The organism is Streptomyces sp. TSRI0281 (genome assembly GCF_001905125.1).
GTDB lineage: Bacteria > Actinomycetota > Actinomycetes > Streptomycetales > Streptomycetaceae > Streptomyces.
Map to the genome: position 1 here is coordinate 34,007 of NZ_LWLE01000009.1, position 19,512 is coordinate 53,518.

The following is a 19,512-nucleotide window of genomic DNA, read 5'->3' on the forward strand; positions in this document are numbered from 1 at the left end:
GGGCGGTGGCCGGGTCTCTCATCAGCGTCTCCGACGGCACCCCACAGGCCCGGCGACACCCCCCCAGGTCATGTCTTCGACAGAGGGGACGCAGCCATACCGGGCCCCGGAGGCCAGCGGCCCCATTGCAGGACCGCGAAGAACATAACGGGGGTGGTCCGTGGCGATGTTCGAGAGGACGTAGATGCCGCCGGCGTTGTCGGAGACGCTGGCGGCGGTGACCAGCACGGCCAGGAGGAGGCCGAGTGGGTCGACGCCGATGTGCCTTTTGCGGCCTGCGATCTTCTTGCCTGCGTCGATGCCCCGGCCGGCTGCGGGGACGTGGGCTGAGGTCCTGATGCTCTGGGCGTCGAGGACGCAGGCGCTGGGCCCGGCCGGCCTTCGTCTTCCCGGACCAGTCGCCGGAGGAGACCAGATCATCGACCGGCGGCGAGCATCTTGAGGAGTTGGGCGGGCGCGTCCATGAAGTCGTAGTGGCCGCCCTCGACGACGCGGATCTCGACCGAGTCGGCGTAGCGGCGCCAGCCCTGGAGGTCCGCCAGGCCCACGTCGGTGTCCTGGCTCCAGTGCAGGACGGTGATCGGACAGTCGATCCGGGCGGGTTCGGTACGCCGGTAGGCGCCGGCGGCGGCGTGGTCGCGCAGCAGCACGAACATGCCCATGTCGATCATGTCGGGGCGGGGTTCGATGCCCCGGCTGCGCAGGAACGTGGCGAGTTCGGCGCGCAGTTCGTCCTCGCCCAGGGTGAGCATCCGGTCGCGGGCGGCCTCGTGCGGGGCGGGCTGGCCGGACACGAACAGCCGCTGGGGGGTGGGCAGGCCGGCGGCGGCCAGGCTCAGCACGCTCTCGTAGGCGGGCAGGGCGCCCGAGCAGTGCCCGAAGAACGCGAACGGTGTGTCGAGCAGCGGGGTGAGGGCTTCGACGAGTTGGTCGGCGAGGTTCTCGTAGCTGGCGTAGTGGGGGTGGGCGAGGCGGTTCTCGCGGCCGGGGAACTGCACCGGGCAGATCTCGGCGTCGCCGGCCGTGGCGGGCCAGGCGCTGAACGCGGAGGCGCCGGAGCCGGAGAAGGGGAAGCAGAACAGGCGGGCGGCGGGCGTACCGGCGGCGGGGGGCCGGACGAACCACGGCGAGGCGAGGGCGGGTCCGGACGTCATGAGATAAGCCGTTTCTGGGCGGCGATGGGCAGGTGGGTCATGCCGGCGATGAAGTAGGAGCGCAGGTGCTCCGGTTCGCCGGCCAGGTCGAGGGAGTCGAACCGGTGAAGAAGTTCCTCGAAGAAGACGCGCAGGGTCAGGCGGGCCAGTGGGGCGCCGATGCAGAAGTGCGGGCCGAATCCGAAGGCGACCTGGCGCTTGGCGTTGGGGCGGGTGATGTCGAAGGTGTGCGGGTCGGCGAACTGGGCGGCGTCCCGGTTGGCCGAGCCGATCCACGCGACGACCGCCGCGCCGGCCGGGATGACGCCGCCCGCGACGGGGACGTCGGTCGCGGCGTAGCGCATGAAGTTGCAGGCGGCCGAGGTCCAGCGCAGCCCTTCCTCGACCAGGTTGGGGATCAGGGTCGGGTCGGCCTGGGCCTTGCCGAACTGTTCGGGCCGCTCGATGAGGGCCTGCACGGTGCCGGAGACGGTGTGCGGGGTCGTCACGTTGGCGCCCAGCAGGATGCTGTAGCCGTCGAGGGCGATCTCCTGGTCGCTCAGCGGTGCCCCGCCGGGGCGCACGCTCATCAGGTGCTGGAGCAGGCTGTCGTCCTCGGCTCCGGAGTCGCGGCGGTCCTTGACCCACTCGGTGACGTATCCGACGAGTTCGTGGTGGGAGATTGCCAGGGTGGCGGCTTCGCTGCCGAGCTGGAAGTGCGGGTCGGAGGGGGCCGCCACCATGGCGGTGAGCTGGACGAGTTCTTCCCAGTCCTTCTCGGGGATGCCCAGCAGCGGGCCGGTGACGATCGCCGGGAGGAGCAGGGCCTTCTCGGCCAGGTCGAACACCTCGCCGTCCAGGGCCGGCTCCAGGAAGCGGGTCACCGACCGGCGGATGGAGTCCTCCCAGGACTTGACCGCGCGGGCGGTGAGCTTGGAGCCCAGCGGCCTGCGGACCTCGGTGTGCCGGGGCGGGTCGGTGGAGGTGAGCAGCACACCGGCGGCGACGTCGTCCTGGCCGAGGTGGGTGGGCACGGTGCCGCGTTCGGAGGTGAACTCGCGGTGGTCGCCCAGGACGCGGCACACATCCTCGTAGCGGGTGACCGACCAGAACTCGCGTCCGTCGGGCAGGACCTGGTGGTGCAGGGGTGCCTTGGCGCGCATGACGTCCCAGACGGGGTGCGGGTCGCCCGTGCCGTAGAGGTCGAGGTCGAACAGGTCGACGGTGTCGAGGTCGATGTCGCGCGCGGGGCCCGGCGTCAGTCTCATGTGCCGGACCTCCCCTGCTCGATCAGCCCGGCGACGCGGGCCGGGGTCTGCGCCAGGTAGAACTCGCGGACGGAGAGCTGGACGCCGTAGTCGAGCGCCACCCGTTCGATGATCTTGATGCCGGTCAGCGAGTTCCCGCCGAGGGCGAAGAAGTCGTCTTCCGCCCCGACCTCGGGGCAGTTGAGGAGTTCCTTCCACAGCGCGGCGACTTCGTCCACCAGCGGCACCGGGCCGCCCGAGGGCGCGTCATGGCGTTGTGCAGTCTCGTCCTGTCCACCTCGCGGGTGGATCACCTGCGGCGCCGATTCCATGGTCAGTGTTTCCTTCCTCCGCCGATCGGGAGTTCCCGCTCGGTCCCGTGCGCCCTGATATGTTGGGCCGTCATTTTCTGTGTGGCCGCAGGGGCTTGGTGCGCTGTCCCGCCGGCGGGACACGTCCGCCGGATGGCCGACTGGAGTGTCTCCCGCCGGGGCCCCACACCGGTCCCGGCACCGGCCACGTCGCCGCCGGCCGGGTGGGGTTGAGCGTGGCCGGGCGGCTTGCACACTGCCACCACACCGACGGGTCCGGTGGGTGCTGTCCCGCCGACGGGACGGTAACAAGTACGCCCGCGGCGGGCCCTGTTCGGGTACAGGCTTCGTTGACCGGCTGGTTAGGTGCGCGTGAACGTGAGGGCGACGCAACGACGTTGACGCCTGCCGAGCAGATACGAGGGGCCAGGTGCCGGGTCCTCACCGACACGCGACAGAACGCAGCGGCAGGCTCCTCCCAGGACCGTGACCGTGGACTCGGCACCGTTCGGCGCGCTCTCCACGACAGGGAAACCCGCCGACAGGAAGCGGAAGCAGGGGCGCACCCGCAGTTGCAGCCTGCGGCCCAGCTCGACCGCCAGTTCCTCCGTGCCCGGCCCGCCCGGCACGGAGAGATCGGCGCCCGGTTCCGGACGGGCCGGGCGGGGCAGCTCCAGCAGGGCCGGCAAGGTCGCCGGATCCTCGGGCCACAGCAGGGCGGGCCCTCGGCCACCGTTGGCCGCCACGCACAGAACCAGCTCTTCGACGAAGGACCGCATCGGCTGGCTCAGAACTCGCCGTCCAGGCACAGTTCTCCGATCTCACCGCAAGTCCGGGCGATGCGGGATGAATAAGGCATGTAGGGCGCCACGACGCCCGGACACACTGAGAGAAAGAGAGGAGCTTTGCGAGCGGCCCCGCGGCCGCGGTGAGGATTCCGCCGCTCGGACGTCGGTCCCGACAGTCACGTATTCGCGCGTCATCCGGCGCCCGTCGGCAGCCCCGTCAGAGGGCCGTGCACGCCGGAGACAGAACGCCCGCGACGCCCGCACGGATCTGCCCGCACACGCCGGACCGCCGTAGCCGCTGGTCGAAACCCCTCGGTTGCGCGGGAGGCCGACCTCGCGACGACAACGCGGCACTCGATCAGATAGCCGACTGGTCGAAACGTTCAGCACCGGCTTCGACGCCCCGGCCGCGGTCGTCGTGCTGCCGGAGAGGTCCGGGCGCCACGTGTCCGAGTGCTTCTCTTTCCCGGTCACTGATTTTCCGGACAGCTTCCCGTGGTTTATTGCTCACGGAGTCGTACGCCCTTTCTCTGCATGATTCCTGTATTCCGGGATCTGGTGGACCACAGACTCGGGAACTCATCACGGGCCGGCTTCTTCCCTCGTACCGAAATGTCATGCCGGGATAAGACCCCAACCGCTGTCGTTGCCGGGCGCGGCGGAGGACGTCGCCAGGATGTCGGCGCTGCCGGTCTCGGCGACAGCGGTACCGGCGACGGTGCCGATCATCAGCGCGCAGAGAACAGTGACCACGAACACGCGGGCAGACTTCATGACTTCTCCCAGAATTCAGAGTGAGGAATGATTGAAAAGTCCCGTCCGGCGTTGTCCGGCCGTTCCCCTTCCGCTGTTCCAGGATGGTGGGCGCCCGTCCCGGAATCCACAGACGGAACCATTCACCAAGTTCCCCGGCACCAAAGCGGGGGGTGAACGAAACGCCCCCGCGGTATCAAATAACGGCAATACGGATGGTCATGGCTGCCCGGAGCCCTGCCGCCGCGGATACCGGCGGCGTGTGGGCCGAAGGCGCCCCTCAACGCGTCCGATGCGCCGAGAGACGCCCTCAGCCGTCGGCAGGTGCCGATCACGACAGCCCGGACGCGGCAACGCCTCAGCCCCGGCTCACCGAAAGCTCCTGGAACATCTCCCGGAGTTTCGCCCGGTCGATCTTCCCGTTCCGCGTCGACGGGAGGCCCTCCAGTTCAATGAAGTGCCGGGGGACCATGAACCGGGGCAGACCGGAGGCACACGCACGGAACAGGTCGTCCCGATCGACCTCCGCGCCGGTCGCACGGGTGTAGTACACAGCCAGCTGTGTGGACGCGGCAACCTTGACCCCGACGACCGCGGCTCGACGGACACCGGCGACCCGGGCGATCACGGACTCCACCTCACCTGGCTCGACTCGGTAGCCGTTCACCTTGAGCTGGTCGTCGAGCCTGGAGACGAAGTGGAAGTCGGCGCCGTCGAACGTGACCAGGTCTCCGCTGAAATAGCAGCGACGCATGCGGCCGTCCCGGTGTTCGACCTCCCTGAATCTCTGCGCGGTGAGCGCGTCGTCACCGGCGTACCCGATCCCGACGCAATTCCCGGCGATGACCAGCTCTCCGGTCTCGCCGGCTGTGAACGGGCGCAGCCGTCCGTCCACATGGCACAGCAGCTCCGCATCGACGACAGCGGTGCCGATGGGCGGCCGGTCGGGCCAGCCGGTGACGTCGCCCGTCAGCCGGTACTGAGTGACCACATGCGTCTCGCTCGGCCCGTACTGATTCACCAGCGTCAGGTCACCGTCGGCACAGAACTTCCGCACCTCCTCGTTGATCACCAACTGTTCACCCGCCACCGAGATCTCCCGCAGACTCGGGGTTCTCACGCCCGCGACACACGCGGCGGTGGCCAGTCCGTGCAGTCCGACCACCGGCTGGAATAGCCGGGCGACATCGTGCTCGCGAATGATGTCGACCAACGTGAAGGGATCCAGCCTGTCCTGATCGTTCACCACGATCAGGGTCGCACCGGCCAGCCAGGTCGCCACCGTGTCCTCGTACACCATGTCGAACCCGATGGACGACATGTGCAGTGTGTTCGGGGGCCGGTCATGGCTCCACCGCTGGACATGCCAGTTACCCAGATCCGCCAGAACGACCGGCGGCACCGCGACAGCCTTGGGTTCGCCTGTCGACCCGGAGGTGGGGATGACATAGCAGAGCGGTCCGGTCGCGACCTCGTCCCGTCGCGTTCCCCGAATTGATCGGAAGGTGTGCTCCGCGACACCCGCCTCGACCGGTGCGCACTCCTCGGCCCGCAGGATCATGGCGCAGCCGGCGCTGCTCACCAGTTTGCCGGTCCAGGCGGGCGGCATGGCCGGATCGATGGACAGCACGCCGGCTCCGACGCGCCACACACCCAGCACCGCCGCGCAACGGGACCACGAACGAGTCGAATGCACGTCGACGACGTCACCGGGGCCGATGCCGTGTTCGGCGAGGCCGCCGGCGATTTCGGCCGACGCTTCGTCGAGTTCGGCGTAGGTATGGGCGACGCCGTTGTCGATGACCGCGACCGCGTCCCGGTGCCGGGCGATGGAGTCGACCAGCGTACGGATCAGTGAGACATCGAGGTTGCTCATGCGATCAGACCGCCGTCGACAAGTTCCAGCGGCCGGTGGTCACGCGACGCGACGAACTCCGGACGCGGACTGGGCACTTCGCGCAATTCGTTGTCGACACTGTTGTAGCTGACGAACGCCATGGTCCGGTCGGTCGGCGACATGTTCGCACCGGAGCCGTGCGCGATGCAGGGGTGGAAGAACAGCAGGCTTCCAGCACGTCCGACAATGGACCGGATCTCCGACTCCGCGGTCACCTTGGCCATCTGTTCGGCGTCCAGCGCGAACTTCAGCTTCGCCGAAAGGTCGGCCTCCCACTGCGACGTACTCTCGGGCTCGGGACGCCACGGGGCTATCGCGCCGTTTCGATGCGAACCAGGAACGACCAGCAGCGGGCCGTTGTGCTCGGTCGCGTCGTCCAGCAGCAGCGCGACATTGACCGCCCGCGGCTCCGGCATACCGTCCTTGGGCCCCCAGACGCTGTAGTCCTGGTGCCATTGCCACACTTCTCCGCGAAGCGCCTGCTTAGCGTTGACTTTGCACTGGAACACATGCACCTTGCTGTCCAGCAGCTCCTCCGCCGCGGAAAGCAGCTCGGGCAGCCGCACCAGCCTGGAGAACAGCGCGCCCGTGGTGTGGCAGCCGTGGATGCCCCGCACCGTGGTCCCGTCCTCCTCGAAGATCCGCCCAGGGTGCTCGGTCCCGTAGAGATCGGTCACCTCACGTCGCAGAGCGGCGATATCGCCGGCATCGAAGACGTCTTCGAGGAGCAGGAATCCTTCGGACCGGTATTCCGCGGTCTGACTTTCGGTGAGCATAATGCGATGACCTCTCTGCCTGATTCTCCGGGGTGATGTAAATCGTTACGCATGCCTGGCCGGAAAAGAAAGAGTTCTGTCCGGGCAGAACCGGCCAGGACGCTTTGCGACAGAGCGCCCCCATGGCGTCACAGCCTCAATCCCCATTCGTCGAACACCGTACTGATGCTGAACACGCTCAGCCGTGCGTGCCATTCACCCTCGACACCGCGGGCCGCTATCCGTTCGAGCGTTCCGCTCGGAATACGCCGCTGGTCCGCGACCAGGTCGCGCCACTCATGAGGTGGTCGAGGCGTCGGAGAACGGAATCAGCCTGTCTCCCGAAATCTCCCGATCGTGGCGGCCGTCGTTCCCGGCGGTGTTACGGGGCGAGGGCGGCGTGGGAGTCGATGTAGGCGGCGATCGACGCCACGGTCGGGTTGAGGAACATCTGGTCCATGGGGACCTCGGCGCCCAGTTCCTCGATGAATGCGCCCTGAATCCTGACCATGATCAGGGACTGGCCGCCCAGGGCGAAGAAATCGTCGTCCGACGTGATGTCGTCACGCTGGAGTTCCCGGCACCAGATGGCGCGGACACGGTCGGCGGTCATCGTATTCCTCTCGTTTGTCGTCACGGCCAAGGGCCTGGTCATGCCACGGAGTTGCTGTCGGCGCTCTGGGTGCGGCAGATGTCCGCCAGGGCGGCGCGGTCCACTTTTCCGTGCGGGCTCAGCGGAATGCGCAGGATGTTCGTGAACCGGGACGGCACCATGTTCCGCGGCAGAGTCCACAGCAGACGGGTGCGCAGGTCGTCCTCGGCGAGGTCCTTGCCCGAGGTGACGACGAACGCGTTCAGTTCGGCTTCGCCGCCGTCGTAGGTGACCACGACGGCCGCCTCGCGGACGCCGGCCAGCCTGCCCAGAGCGCGTTCGATGTCGGTGGGGTCGATCCGCATGCCCCGCACCTTGACCTGGGCGTCCATCCGCCCGGCGACGACGAGTTCACCGCTGTCGTCGATCCGGCCGCGGTCCCCCGTACGGTACAGGCGCAGCGGCGTCCCCTCCATGTCAATGGTCGTGAACTTGGCGTTCTCGGGGCCGCCGGCGCCCAGGTAGCCCGCGCCGACGCCGGCCCCGGAGATGCAGATCTCGCCGTACTGGCCCGCCTCGACCTCGCGCAGTTCGGCGTCCAGGAGGTGGATGGCGGTGTTGTGGGCGGGTCGGCCGACCGGGGCGATGTCGTGCTCGCCAGGCCGGTGGTGGGCCAGGTCGTAGGAGGTGGCGACGTCCGTGCACTCGGCGACGCCGTACTGGTGCAGCAGGGTGCAGGTGGTGCCCGGGCGGCGCGCGAAGTGGGCGAGGCGTTCGCTCTTCAGCGCCTCCCCACCGAACAGTATGTAGTCGAGCCGGGCGAGGGAGTCGCCGCCGCGCGCGTTCTCCCAGTCGACCAGCAGGTACAGGGTGCTGGAGGCGCAGTGCACGACGCGGATGTCGTACTGGGTGAGCATGCGGTAGGCCAGCATGGCGTCGAAGTTGCGGCTGGCCATCAGGTGCTGGGTGGCGCCGCAGAACAGTGGTGTCATCAGGGCGCGCTGGGACAGGTCGAAGCCGAAGGCGGAGACGACCAGGTTGTGGGAGCCGCGGTGCAGGCCGTACTCGATCTGGAGCCAGTTCATCAGGTTGAACCAGCCCTCGTGGCGGACCGCGGTCAGCTTGGGGGTGCCGGTCGAGCCGGAGGTGAACACCGCGTAGCAGAGGTCGTCGCCGGTGACGTGGACGTCGGGGACGGTCGCGGGGAGGGTCGCGAGGTGGCCTGCGAGCTGTTCGAGGTCCATGACCTCGACGCCCGCGGACTCGACCATCTCGGCCGTCGCCGGGGAGGCCACGATCAGGGCGAGGTCGGGCACCTGCCCGAGCAACAGCCGCAGGCGGGCTGCGGGGTAGGCGGGGTCGAAGGGCACGTAGGCCGCGCCGGCCTTCAGGGTACCGAGGACGGCGACGATCATGTCGATCGAGTAGTCGAGGCAGACGCCGACCTTCGCGCCGCGGCCGTGGCCGCGTGCGGTGAGCAAGTGCGCGAACCGGTTGGCCCGCGCGTCGAGTTCCGCGTACGTCACTTGCCGGCCGGACCACACGACGGCGACGGCGTCGGGGATGGCCCGCACGTGCTCCTCGAACCGGCGGTGGACGACGGGCGAGGGCGGCAGAGCCACCCGCTTTCCCTGAAGGATCATCAACTGACTCCGATGTGCGAGGTTTCCGGTCGGGCGGGCCGCCGCGGCACCTGGGCAGAGGTTTCGCCCCGGGCACACCGGGGCGGTGCGCTCTCAGGCGCTCTGGCGTTCGGCACTCGCCGACATCCGGGCCGCCCACTTGTCGACGGGCAGCCCGTGCGCGGCGGCGGCCTTGGAGAGGTACTCCAGCTGGGTGGCGGACAGCTCGACGTTCAGCGTGGTGCTCTTGCTCCCGCCCTGCCCTCCGGCCGGCGACGCGGCGCTTGCGGTGGCGTCCTGCCCGCCGTCGCCGGCGCTGTCGGGGAGCGCAGCCCGGTTGCTCTGCACGGCCGCGTGGTGGGCGAAGCTGAGGCTGTCGCGCCGCCGGTCGTGCTCGAAACGGCGGGCCACCCAGGCGTAATGGCGCAGGGTCTGGTAGTCGAGCCCGGTCCGCTCCACAGCCTCCTTGTAGCGTCGCCACCCGTAGGTGGCCTCCCCGTGGATCAGCCAGTCGGCGAGCCACCAGGCCGAGGAGTTCACCAGCTCCCGCAGGCTGGCCCCGATCTGTTCCCAGGACCGCTCGGAGAGGTTCTGGGAAGGCCATCCCCGACTTCCGCACCGTGGCGTGTGTCCCCACGAAGGACAGGGCCACATCGCGCCGGGCCGGCTCCCCCGATGTGTGGGGCCTTGCCTTGTACCTGCTCGCCATGGTCACAGCGCCCGTCACCACCCTCATCTCCCCACTCACCGTGTTCGCCCGGTCATGGACCGATCCCCCGGCCGAGGAGCTGGGCGGCGGTCGTTGTCGTCGATCCGTCCCGGGCTGCCCGGGACGCTCGCGCCTGCCGGGAGCGGCCGGCGGTGGGCCGGCGGGTGGGCCGGCCGGGCACCGCGGGGCCCGGATGCGGGACCCCACGGCCTGACAGCGCGTCAGTCCGGTGCGGCGGGGCGGCGCTCAGTCCGCCGCGATGGACTCGCGCACGCTCCGCGGCGCGGGTCGGTCCGGTTCGACTCGACGTGCGCCAGGCACTCGGCGGTCTCAGATGTGCTGCCGCATCGGGGTGAAGTCGACCAGGACCACCGCACGCTCGCCCGTCTCCGGGCCGGCCCCGCGCCTGATGGGGGACACATAGTGGCTGACCTTCTCGTCGGTGACGCCGTAGGACTCCAGCGGCTTGGTCAGTTCGAACTCGGCCAGAGCCTCGCCCTCGGGCACCTCCTCGGGCAGCTTGCCCCGGTACTTCGGCGGCGCGATCACGTTCGAGCCGCCGACGACGTTGCGGCGATAGACCAGGTGCGCGAAGACGAACGGCTCGCCGTCCTGATGGAGCTCATTGGGCGAGGAGATGGCCTCGTGTCCGGGGGCGTCCACCGCCAGCTTGATCAGATGCACCCCGACGTGCAGCGGGAACGCCGCGTCGTTCTGCGACCATCGCGTCTGCGCGAAGTCGAAGGACAGGATCTCGTGGATGATCGGGTTGTTCCGGGCTGTTTCACTCATGGCGGGCAGCTTGCGGACCACGCCGACATAGTCGGGGTTGTGGTCGGCCTGCCAGTAGCCGTTCATCCAACCCTGTTCGCCGAGGTGCGTGTCCGGAATCCAGCTGAACTCTCGCGACCAGGGGAGGAAAATGCCGCGGGCATAGCGGCGGTTGCGCCCTTCCTCCGTCGCATAGGGGTCCGGTGGCAGGTCGACGAACTCGGCGCGAAGGCTCTGGAAGGACGCGTCGGATTCGGCTATCCCGAATTCCTCGGCGAGGTCCCAGCGGGCGAATCCGTTCTCGACGAGGGCGGGCGATTCGGTCAGTGTCTGCATGACTGTCCCCAAGCAGTGGTCGTGATGGGTGGACTGTGGTGGCTGACGGTTCGGGCCGTCAGACCGCGGCGAGCCGGTGCGCCGGGCGGACGACCACCTGGCGCCGGCGTCCGCGCCGGGTGGAGAGCTCCACTCGCGGATCTTCGTCGAAGAGGTCGAGGCGGAGCAGGCGTTCCTCGCTCCAGCCGAGCAACCGGAACTCGCCGGCGCCCAGGTGCAGCAGTTCCACGGGTGCGCGCCCTTCGACGCGCAGGACCAGGCCATCGTCCTCGGCGGTCACTTCGGCGGCGAGGTCGCTCTCCTGGTCGTCGACCACGGGAAGTCCCCACTCCATGAAGGAGAACGGCACCGCGAAGGTGCAGCTGAACTCGGCGAGCTCGCGTGACGTGAGCGGCAGCACGGGGCGGTAGTAGGCGATGTCGCTGGTAGGCAGCTCCGCTCGGAAGCTGTCCGGGAACAGGGCCAGCAGCTTGTCGTTGGTGGCGCAGTCCGCGACCAGGTGGATCCGGGTGCGGTCACCGGCGTTCCGCAGGGAATGCGGTCGTTCGAAGTCGGCGTACCAGAGCGTTCCCGGCTGCCACCGCTGTTCGACCCCGTCCATCACCAGTACCGCCCCGGGATTGGTGACCAGCGGGATGTGCAGCCGTACGTAGCCGTAGGGGAGCCCGAGCGGGGTGTCCGCGTGCTCTTCGACAGACACACCGGGAGCCAGGGCCATCAAGCGGACGCTGCGCAGTTCGGTGCCCAGTTCGGACAGGATCTGACTGAGGTAGGGCGCCTTCGCCATCAGAGGCGTGTCGGCGAACCCGTCACGTCCCGGGCCACCGGGGTCGGTTCGCTGGAGGTCCCCGCCCGGCGCACGCAGGGAAAGAACCTTCCAGTCCACATCGGATTCCTCTCCGACGACGCCGTCCTCGAAGGACCGCTGCAATGCCCAGAATTCGGAACCGCTGAGCTCTACGAGATCCGCTTTCAGTCGATCGATATCCAGATCGTCGCGTAGCATCACTGCGGCCGGAAGGTTTTCCAAGGAGCTTATCTCTTGCATGAAGACCTCGCTTCAATGAGCTTTTTGGGCACTTTTCCTTGCTATCGAAATCTTACTTCTCTGTCGCGCCAGAAAAAGCGTCCGATGGCGGGCAGAAGCGGCCAGGACACTTTAGGACACAGCCTTTCCTGCCTCGACCGCAAGAATTGAACGATCGGATTCGGGGAAATCACGCAGTCTTCGTATCGGACTGCACAGCAGAATGGCCGTTGCCAGTACGTGCAGGCCGGCCATCATCCACATCGTTTCCCGGACACCGGACAACTCGCCGAGCGTGCCGCCGAGCAACCCGCCGACAGCGATGGCGCCGAAGCTGATCACAGCCGCGCTGGCACTGATGCGCCCAATCAGGTCGGGTGGGCAGTACCGCTGGCGGAAGGTGTCGGTGATGATGTTCGCCGCGACCACACCCGCGCCGACACCGACACCGCCGACGACGAAGAACGCGAGGCCGGCTCCCGGGCCGGTCAGCGGAAAGAGCAACGTGAAGGGCGCGGCGCCTACCAGGCAGATCACTACGGCCCGCGCACTGCCGTATCGCTGGGACACGCGGTGGGACAACAGCACTCCGACGACTCCGCCGAGACCGCACAACGTCAGCACCGCACCGACCACGGCCTCGCCGGCCCCGACCGTCCGTACCAGGAACGCCACTTCGATCGAGCTCAGGCCGGTCAACGCGATGTTGGACACCGCGCTGAATACCGCGAGTGTGCGCAGAATGGGATCCCGGAACAGGAATCTCAGGCCGTCGCCGACTTCGGTGCGCAGTCGGCGCCGCCGGACCTCCGGAGGCGGCGAGGGCGGCGGTTCGGTGATCCGGATCGCCCGCAGACAGAACCAGGACACCAGGAAACTCAGCGCGTTGGCCACCAGTCCGGCGACGGCACCGAAAGCCTGCACCAGCATTCCGGCCAGACCGGGGCCGATGACCTCGGCTGTCGACTCACTGCCCTGCAACCGCGCGTTGCCGGCCAGTAGCTCCGTGTCGGAGAGCAGTGTCGGCAGATACGCACGTTGTGCGGTGGTGAAGAAGACGCTGGCGCAACCGCAGACGAAGGCGGCCGCGAGCAGATGCGGAATGGTGAGTACGTCTGCCCAGGCCGCGACCGGAACACTGATGAAAGCGACGAAGGAAACGGCATCGGAGACCAGCATCACCGGGCGGCGGGGAAGGCGGTCCACCCAGGCGCCCGCGGGCAGACCGAGCATCAGCCACGGAAGATAGGCGACGGACGTCAGCAGTCCGACGACGAAGGTGCCCGCGTGCAGGGTGAGGACGGCGACGAGCGGCAGTGCCACCACGGCGATCCCGTTGCCGAGCAGACTCGTGGTCTCCCCGAACCAGAACAACCGGAACTCGCGCCCGGTCACCGAGCCTGGGCGGGTCCTGCCGCTCATCGTTCCCCCGCCCTGGGCCGCGGAGTGTCCAGCAGGGCGAGTTTCCCGGCGAGGACGGCGCCGATCCGTGAAATCGGCTCCGCCTGGGTGATCTCACCGTGGGCGCAGTCGATTTCATGCACCTCAAGCCTTCCGGTCACGTGGTCACGCCAGGATTCCGGTGCGGGGGCGTCCTCCGGCTTCCCCTCCGTGGCGGACATGAACACCAGGTCCCCCCGGTACGTCCGGGGCTGGAGTTCCTCGTAGATCCGGTCGTTGTCCACGAACACCCGGGCCAGCGCGGCGGCTTCCTCACGCGTCAACCATTCGAGCGTGCTGCCCGGTCGGCGGACCGTCCGCTCGTAGTCGTCGAAGCGCAGCAGTTCCTCGCCGCACTCGGACAGGTCGTACCCCAAGGAGTCGAGGAGTTCGGTGAATGTCTCCGAACTGCCGTCTTCGAGTGGCCGGTAGCCGGGTACCGAGTCCGGCGGGTAGCCGTCCAGCAGGGCGAGCAGGTCGACCTGGGCTCCGCCGGCCTGGAGGTCGGTGGCCAGGAGGTGGGCGAGCACGGCACCGAAGGACCATCCGATCAGCCGGTAGGGTCCTTCGGGTTGGACGGACCGGATCTGCTCCACGTAGTCCTCGACCATCCGGCGCCAGGATCCGCCGCACGCCCTCGCGTCGGTGAGGCCTTTGGCCTGCAGTCCGTACACGGGGTAGCCGGCATCGATGTGGCCGAGCAGGCCCGCGTAACCCCAGCTGATCCCGGCGGCCGGATGCACGCAGAACAGCGCGGGCCGATCGCCTCCTGTCCGCAGGGGGAGCAGGGACGCCAGCGGGTCGTGCTGCGCGCCCGCGGCCAGCCGGTCCGCCAGGTCGGCGACGGTGGGCGCCTGGAACAGGTCCACGATGGTGAGCTGGCCGCCGAGCACCGCTCGTACCCGGGAGAGCAGCCTGACGGCCAGCAGGGAGTGGCCGCCCAGTTCGAAGAAACTCTCCTCGGCTCCGACCTGGCTGAGCCCCAGGACCTGCGCGAACAGGTCGCAGAGGACCTCCTCGTGGGGTCCACGCGGGCCACGCGACGCCGGACGGTGCGCGAAGTCCGGGGGCGGCAGGGCGTCCCGGTCGAGTTTCCCGTTGGGCGTCATCGGCAGCCGTCCCACCGGCTGGAAGAACGACGGGATCATGTGGTCGGGCAGGATCGAGGCCAGCCGGTTGCGCAGCCCGCGCGGGTCGAGCGCGTGGTCCGTGGCCGACTGCACGTACCCCACGAGCCGCTTGTCGCCCCTTGCGTCCTCGCGCACGGCCACGGCGGCCTGCGCCACGCCGGGGCAGCGGGTCAGCGCGGCCTCCACCTCGCCGAGCTCGATCCGGAAGCCCCTCACCTTGACCTGGTCGTCGACGCGGCCCAGATAGTCCAGCCTGCCCTGGCGGTCCCACCGGACCAGGTCGCCGGTGCGGTACATGCGGCTGCCCGTCTCCCCTTCCGCCACGTAGGGGCAGGCGACGAAACGTTCGGCGGTCGCGGCCGGGCGGTTCAGATAGCCGCGGGCCACGCCGGGGCCGGTCACGTACAACTCGCCCGGCACACCCGGCGCGACGGGGCGCAACCGCTCGTCGAGCACGAAGACCCTGGTGTTCCCGATCGGCCTTCCGATCAGCGGGTGCGGGCTGTCCGCGGCGTCCCACCACAACGCGTCCAGGGTGCATTCCGTGGGGCCGTAGAGGTTGTAACAGAGCGTGCCGGACGCCTCCCGGAGGCGCGTCCACAGCGACTGACCGGCGGCTTCCCCACCGAGCAACAGCACCAGTGGCGCCTGCGGTCCGGACAGCAGGCCCTCGTCGAGCAGGTGCTCCGCGTAGGTGGGGGTGACGTCGAGGACGTCAACCTCGGCGGACCTGACGTAGGCGGTCAACGCGCCGGCGTCGCGCCGGACGTCATCGCGGATGACATGGAGTTCATGTCCCGCCAGCATCCAGAACAGCGCCTCCCACGAGGTGTCGAACGACAGCGAGGCGGTGACGGCGGACCTCAGCCGCCGGCACGCCGCGGCCTCGGTGCGCGCGATCAGGCCCGCGCGGTGGAAGGCGTACAGGTTGCCCAAGGCGGAGTGCGGCGTCACCACACCCTTGGGACGGCCGGTGGATCCCGAGGTGTAGATGACGTACGCGGCACTGTCCGGCAGTACACGGCACTTCAGGTCGGCCACGGGGCCGGACGGCGTCTCGATCCGGTCGGCGAACACCGCGGGCAACTCACCGAACCCGTGCGCTGCCGCGGTCGCGGTGTCCGTGACGACGGCGACCGGTGCGGCGTCGCGCAGCATGTGCTCGATGCGGTCAGGTGGGTATTCGAGGTCGACATGCAGGTAGGCCGCACCCGTCTTGAGCACCGCCAGCATCGCGACGACGGACTCGGCCGACCGGGGCAGGGCCAGTGCGACCAACCGCTCCGCCCCGGCTCCCTGAACACGCAGACGACGTGCGAGCAGGTTGGCACGAGCGTTGAGTTCGGCGAAAGTGAGCCTCGTGCTCCCGCACACCACCGCGGTGGCTCGCGGCGTCCGCGCGGCCTGCGCCTCGAACAGCTCCGGCACGGTGGCCGACGACGCGGGCCGGGCGGTGTCGTTCCACGCGACGAGGGCCTGGTGCCGGTGCTCGGCGGAGAGAGGATCGGCGTCGCCGATGGGCCGTTGCGGAGCCGACATGAGTTGCCGCATCAGCCTGGGCAGGGCATCGGCGATGTGGTCGACGGTGGCCCGGTCGAACAGGCCGGTCGCGTACTCAAGGGAACCGTCGATGCCGGCCGCTTCCCCGTCCGGCGTGCGATGCTCCCGGAAGTCGGCGGACAGGTCGAACTTCGCGACCTCCCAGTCCAGTTGCTCCTCAGTACAGGTCAGGCCCGGCAACGAGAACGTCGCCTCCTCTCCCCTGGACAGGGTGAGCATGACCTGGAAGAGCGGATGCCGTGCCAGTGACCGTTCCGGGTTCAGGTCCTCGACCAGCCGCTCGAAAGGAACGTCCTGGTGGTCATAGGCGGCGACATCGGCATCCCGCACCCGGTGCAGCAACTCGCTGAACGTCGGATCACCGGCCACGTCGCTGCGCAGTACCAGGGTGTTCACGAAGAAACCGACGACGCCCTCCAGCGCATCGTCCAGGCGTCCCGCCACCGCGGTGCCGATGGGGATGTCCGTACCGGCCCCCAGCCGGGACAGCAGTACCGCAAGCCCGGCCTGGAGCACCATGAAGGTGGTGCACCCGTGGTCGGCGGCGACCGCGAGCAGGCGGCGATGCAGATCGCCGTCGAGCTTCAGCGGTACGCAGTCACCGCGGTGGTCGGCGATCGCGGGGCGCGGCCGGTCGAACGGCAAGTCCAGCTCGGCGGGCAGCCCGGCCAACTGCTCGCGCCAGAAGGACAGCTGTGTCGCGAGCAGGCTCTCCGGGTCGTCCTCCTGGCCCAGCAAGTCACGCTGCCATACGGCGTAGTCCCGGTAACTCACCGGAATCGGCGACCACTGAGGTGACTCGCCCGCGGCCCTGGCGCGGTACGCCGCGGCCAGGTCGGTGAGCAGCGGCTGCCAGGATCCCTCGTCGCAGGCTATGTGGTGGAGCACCAACGCCAGCACGTGTTCCCGCGGTGCCAGCGCGAACACCGTCGCCCGGATGGGGAGATCGGCCGTCAGGTCGAAGCCGCGGTCGACGGTGGCGGACAGCGCGTCGGTGAGCCCGCTCTCCTCGCACGCGACCACGTCCAGCTCGGGCCGTCGGGCAAGTACGCGCTGTACGGGTTCGCCCTCGACACCGGGGTACACCGTGCGCAGCACTTCGTGCCGGTCTGCCAGGTCGGCGAGCGCCGCTGCCAGGGCGGTGCGGTCCAGTTCGCCTCTCATCCGGATGACGAGCGGGCAGTTGTAGACCGCCGACCCGCCGTTCACGCGATTCAGGAACCACAGCCTCCGCTGGGCGTAGGACACGGGGGACACAGGGGACACGGGCAACTCCTCAGGAGACAGAGCCGGTTGCGGCGGAATTGATCGAAGCGATCCGGCTCGGGAGGGTCTGCCAGATCTCCGGGGTGTAGAAGTGACCGCCGCCGAGCACGTCGTGCCGGTACGGGCCGGAGGCCAGGGCGCTCCACCGAGCAGCCGCGTCGGCACTGATCAACGGATCGTCGGCACCGGAGAACACCTGAAGCGGCACGCTCACCTCGGCGCCGCCGTAGACGAAGGTGTTGCGGACGTCGATGTCGGCCCGTATCAGCTCCAGCGCCACCTCGGTCAGGCCGGCGTGTTCACGGACGTGCTGGGGCAACAGGCCGTGGGTTCCGAGCCACTCCAGGAGTCGCTCGTCCGCGTCCTGGGGGGTGGGAAGGCGTTCGCTGTCGGTCAGGCCGCGGTCCGGGGCGTTGCAGGAGGACAGGACGAGCGCTTCGGGCTTCCGCGCCTCGTCACTGTCGAGCCGGGCGGCCACGTCGAAGGCCATCCAGCCGCTCATGCTGTGCCCGAAGAGGATGTACGGGCCGAGATCGGCTTCGCGCAGTGATCGTGTGACATCGGCGGCCAGTTCGTCCCAGTCACGGGCGAAGTCCTCGGCGAACCGCCCCTCCCTGCCGGGGTAGCAGAGCACGACCAGGTCCGTCCCTGCGGGCATGTGCGCGGTCCACGGCTGGTACGCGGCCGTGCCACCGCCGAAGAAACTCAGGCCGACCAGAGTCCGCTCGGCGTGCGGCGTCCGGTGCAGGGGCACCATCGTGGTGTCCCGCACGCCGCTCACCGCGACTTCCCGGTGAACGTCGGCCCGGCATCAGCGATCTCGTTCGCCGCCGGCGGTCGGGCCCCGTCCATCGTGGCCGCCAGGCCGGCCGGCCGCATGTCCGTCCAGTTTTCCTCGACATGGGCCAGGCACGCGGTCCGCGTTCCCGCTCCGAAGACGGTGGACCAGCCGGCGGGCACGTCGATGTTCGCGGGCCACAAGGAGTGCTGTCGCTCCGCATTGGCCAGGACGAGATAGGAGCCATTTTCGTCGTCGAACGGATTGTTCACGGAATTGTCCTTTCAAGGTGGTCAGTTCATGGCGATCGAGCCGGGCCGGTGGAGGTCGACCGAGTTGAGGTGACGTGGCGTCGGAGGTAGGTGCGGGACGGGCCCGTTCGGTGGTCAGAGCCAGCCGAGCCGAGCGGCCTTGACCCCGGCCTCGAAGCGGCTGCGGGCGCCGAGGCGCTCCATCAGCACCGCCATCATGCGTCGAGCGGTCCGGTGCGAAACATGCAACTGACCTGCGGCGGCCGCATCGGTACACCCCTCGGCGACCAGCCTGAGCAGCGCCCGTTCCTTGCCGTTCAAGGTGTCGTCCGTCGTCGAACGCCCGGCGTCCAGCGGTGTGGCCAACGACCAGGTCTGTTCGAACAGAACGACCATGGGAGCGACGAGGCCGGGATCGGTGACCTGGAGCGCGCCCGCCGCCGTGTTCTGCGGGTCGAGGGGCACCAGCGCGACCGAACCGTCGAACAGGATCATTCCCGGCAGCGGCGCGTCAAAGCCGCGGAACTGGCCCCCGTTGCCGGTCAGCCAGTGCACGTGCGCCATCGTCGCGGCGTCGTAGGAGTCGGTGCCCGTGCCGACGGTCCGGATCGACACCGAGCGGCTCAGCAACGCCTCGTCATTGCGGCGTGCTGCCGATAGTTCCGGCGTCGACCGCGCGCCACCGGGCACGAACGTCAGCACCTCACGGATGGCTTCTCCCGCCAGCCGGTCCACCCGGCACTGCACCTCGTCCATCCCCAGGAGCCGCTCGACCTGTTCGACCCTGCCCGGCCGGCCGGAGGCGTCGGACATGAGCAGGCGGACAACCTCGGCATGGGTCTCGGCGACCCGCCGCTGCCGACGCGTCAACTCCTCGTACTGGCCGGCCAGCGACTGCTGCAGGCTCAGTATCGGGTCGACCACCGCGAATCTGCCGGGCACCTCGAAGGAACCCCGCACCAGGCCGAGTTCGAGCAGCCGGTCGATGCAGGCACGGACCAGATCCGGAGCGACCGCCAGCCGGTCGGCGATCTCCTCGGCGACCGGCGGAGGCGATGCGCCGATCTCCCGGTACACCGCTTCCTCCATCAGTTCCAGTCCGAACATGGTGAGCATCAGGTCCGTCTCCCAGGTGAGTCGGTGAAC

17 protein-coding genes and 1 pseudogene are annotated in these 19,512 nt (G+C 69.0%); all 18 read right to left on the reverse strand.

Annotation, left to right across the window (positions count from 1 at the left end; genetic code table 11):
* Positions 1–147: 147 nt before the first annotated feature.
* Positions 148–416 (reverse strand): annotated as a pseudogene (locus tag A6A29_RS45815) (transposase); the annotation flags it as partial.
* On the reverse strand, positions 417–1,154 hold the full coding sequence (locus tag A6A29_RS15830) for a thioesterase II family protein (RefSeq protein ID WP_073720730.1): 738 nt from the start codon (positions 1,152–1,154) through the stop codon (positions 417–419). It abuts the pseudogene before it with no gap.
* A complete protein-coding gene (locus A6A29_RS15835; protein WP_073720731.1) occupies positions 1,151–2,401 on the reverse strand; it encodes a cytochrome P450 in 1,251 nt (416 codons plus the stop codon). Before A6A29_RS15835 ends, A6A29_RS15830 begins: the two co-directional genes overlap by 4 nt.
* A complete protein-coding gene (locus A6A29_RS15840; protein WP_073720732.1) occupies positions 2,398–2,712 on the reverse strand; it encodes a phosphopantetheine-binding protein in 315 nt (104 codons plus the stop codon). Before A6A29_RS15840 ends, A6A29_RS15835 begins: the two co-directional genes overlap by 4 nt.
* 341 nt (positions 2,713–3,053) lie before the next feature.
* A complete protein-coding gene (locus A6A29_RS15845; protein ID WP_241838500.1) occupies positions 3,054–3,470 on the reverse strand; it encodes a hypothetical protein in 417 nt (138 codons plus the stop codon).
* A 624-nt stretch (positions 3,471–4,094) separates the two neighbouring features.
* Complete coding sequence (locus A6A29_RS45820) at positions 4,095–4,253, reverse strand: hypothetical protein (RefSeq protein ID WP_198953085.1); 159 nt, start codon at positions 4,251–4,253, stop codon at positions 4,095–4,097.
* 337 nt (positions 4,254–4,590) lie between these two features.
* Positions 4,591–6,108, reverse strand: coding sequence for an AMP-binding protein (locus tag A6A29_RS15850; protein WP_073720733.1), 1,518 nt, complete (start codon positions 6,106–6,108; stop codon positions 4,591–4,593).
* Positions 6,105–6,905 (reverse strand): phytanoyl-CoA dioxygenase family protein, encoded by an 801-nt coding sequence (locus A6A29_RS15855; RefSeq protein WP_073720734.1) that lies wholly within the window; start codon positions 6,903–6,905, stop codon positions 6,105–6,107. The genes A6A29_RS15850 and A6A29_RS15855 overlap by 4 nt, the downstream gene beginning before the upstream one ends.
* Positions 6,906–7,266: 361 nt before the next feature.
* A complete protein-coding gene (locus tag A6A29_RS15860; RefSeq protein ID WP_241838501.1) occupies positions 7,267–7,497 on the reverse strand; it encodes a phosphopantetheine-binding protein in 231 nt (76 codons plus the stop codon).
* Positions 7,498–7,535: 38 nt separating this feature from the next.
* Positions 7,536–9,119, reverse strand: a complete 1,584-nt coding sequence (locus A6A29_RS15865) for an amino acid adenylation domain-containing protein (RefSeq protein WP_073720736.1) — start codon at positions 9,117–9,119, stop codon at positions 7,536–7,538.
* 93 nt (positions 9,120–9,212) lie between these two features.
* Positions 9,213–9,638 carry a hypothetical protein gene (locus tag A6A29_RS15870; protein WP_241838502.1) on the reverse strand — a complete coding sequence of 142 codons (426 nt, stop codon included), beginning with the start codon at positions 9,636–9,638 and terminating at the stop codon, positions 9,213–9,215.
* Between the two features lie 499 nt (positions 9,639–10,137).
* A complete protein-coding gene (locus A6A29_RS15875) occupies positions 10,138–10,914 on the reverse strand; it encodes a 2OG-Fe dioxygenase family protein (protein WP_073720737.1) in 777 nt (258 codons plus the stop codon).
* A 58-nt stretch (positions 10,915–10,972) separates the two neighbouring features.
* Positions 10,973–11,962, reverse strand: coding sequence for an aspartyl/asparaginyl beta-hydroxylase domain-containing protein (locus A6A29_RS15880; RefSeq protein ID WP_073720738.1), 990 nt, complete (start codon positions 11,960–11,962; stop codon positions 10,973–10,975).
* A 111-nt stretch (positions 11,963–12,073) separates the two neighbouring features.
* The gene (locus A6A29_RS15885; RefSeq protein ID WP_073720739.1) at positions 12,074–13,363 is read right to left on the reverse strand and encodes an MFS transporter; all 1,290 of its coding nucleotides are present in this window, start codon (positions 13,361–13,363) and stop codon (positions 12,074–12,076) included.
* The gene (locus A6A29_RS15890; protein ID WP_241838503.1) at positions 13,360–17,337 is read right to left on the reverse strand and encodes a non-ribosomal peptide synthetase; all 3,978 of its coding nucleotides are present in this window, start codon (positions 17,335–17,337) and stop codon (positions 13,360–13,362) included. Before A6A29_RS15890 ends, A6A29_RS15885 begins: the two co-directional genes overlap by 4 nt.
* A gap of 10 nt (positions 17,338–17,347) precedes the next feature.
* Positions 17,348–18,109, reverse strand: coding sequence for a thioesterase II family protein (locus tag A6A29_RS15895; protein WP_241838504.1), 762 nt, complete (start codon positions 18,107–18,109; stop codon positions 17,348–17,350).
* Between the two features lie 5 nt (positions 18,110–18,114).
* Positions 18,115–18,387 (reverse strand): MbtH family protein, encoded by a 273-nt coding sequence (locus tag A6A29_RS15900; protein ID WP_073720741.1) that lies wholly within the window; start codon positions 18,385–18,387, stop codon positions 18,115–18,117.
* Positions 18,388–18,501: 114 nt separating this feature from the next.
* Positions 18,502–19,482, reverse strand: a complete 981-nt coding sequence (locus tag A6A29_RS15905) for a helix-turn-helix domain-containing protein (protein WP_073720742.1) — start codon at positions 19,480–19,482, stop codon at positions 18,502–18,504.
* Positions 19,483–19,512 lie beyond the last annotated feature (30 nt).

Coding starts and splice junctions, on each gene's coding strand:
- A6A29_RS15830 (WP_073720730.1), bottom strand. CDS start 1,154: ATGACGTCCGGACCCGCCCTCGCCTCGCCGTGGTTCGTCCGGCCCCCC.
- A6A29_RS15835 (WP_073720731.1), bottom strand. CDS start 2,401: ATGAGACTGACGCCGGGCCCCGCGCGCGACATCGACCTCGACACCGTC.
- A6A29_RS15840 (WP_073720732.1), bottom strand. CDS start 2,712: ATGGAATCGGCGCCGCAGGTGATCCACCCGCGAGGTGGACAGGACGAG.
- A6A29_RS15845 (WP_241838500.1), bottom strand. CDS start 3,470: ATGCGGTCCTTCGTCGAAGAGCTGGTTCTGTGCGTGGCGGCCAACGGT.
- A6A29_RS45820 (WP_198953085.1), bottom strand. CDS start 4,253: ATGAAGTCTGCCCGCGTGTTCGTGGTCACTGTTCTCTGCGCGCTGATG.
- A6A29_RS15850 (WP_073720733.1), bottom strand. CDS start 6,108: ATGAGCAACCTCGATGTCTCACTGATCCGTACGCTGGTCGACTCCATC.
- A6A29_RS15855 (WP_073720734.1), bottom strand. CDS start 6,905: ATGCTCACCGAAAGTCAGACCGCGGAATACCGGTCCGAAGGATTCCTG.
- A6A29_RS15860 (WP_241838501.1), bottom strand. CDS start 7,497: ATGACCGCCGACCGTGTCCGCGCCATCTGGTGCCGGGAACTCCAGCGT.
- A6A29_RS15865 (WP_073720736.1), bottom strand. CDS start 9,119: ATGATCCTTCAGGGAAAGCGGGTGGCTCTGCCGCCCTCGCCCGTCGTC.
- A6A29_RS15875 (WP_073720737.1), bottom strand. CDS start 10,914: ATGCAGACACTGACCGAATCGCCCGCCCTCGTCGAGAACGGATTCGCC.
- A6A29_RS15880 (WP_073720738.1), bottom strand. CDS start 11,962: ATGCAAGAGATAAGCTCCTTGGAAAACCTTCCGGCCGCAGTGATGCTA.
- A6A29_RS15885 (WP_073720739.1), bottom strand. CDS start 13,363: ATGAGCGGCAGGACCCGCCCAGGCTCGGTGACCGGGCGCGAGTTCCGG.
- A6A29_RS15905 (WP_073720742.1), bottom strand. CDS start 19,482: ATGCTCACCATGTTCGGACTGGAACTGATGGAGGAAGCGGTGTACCGG.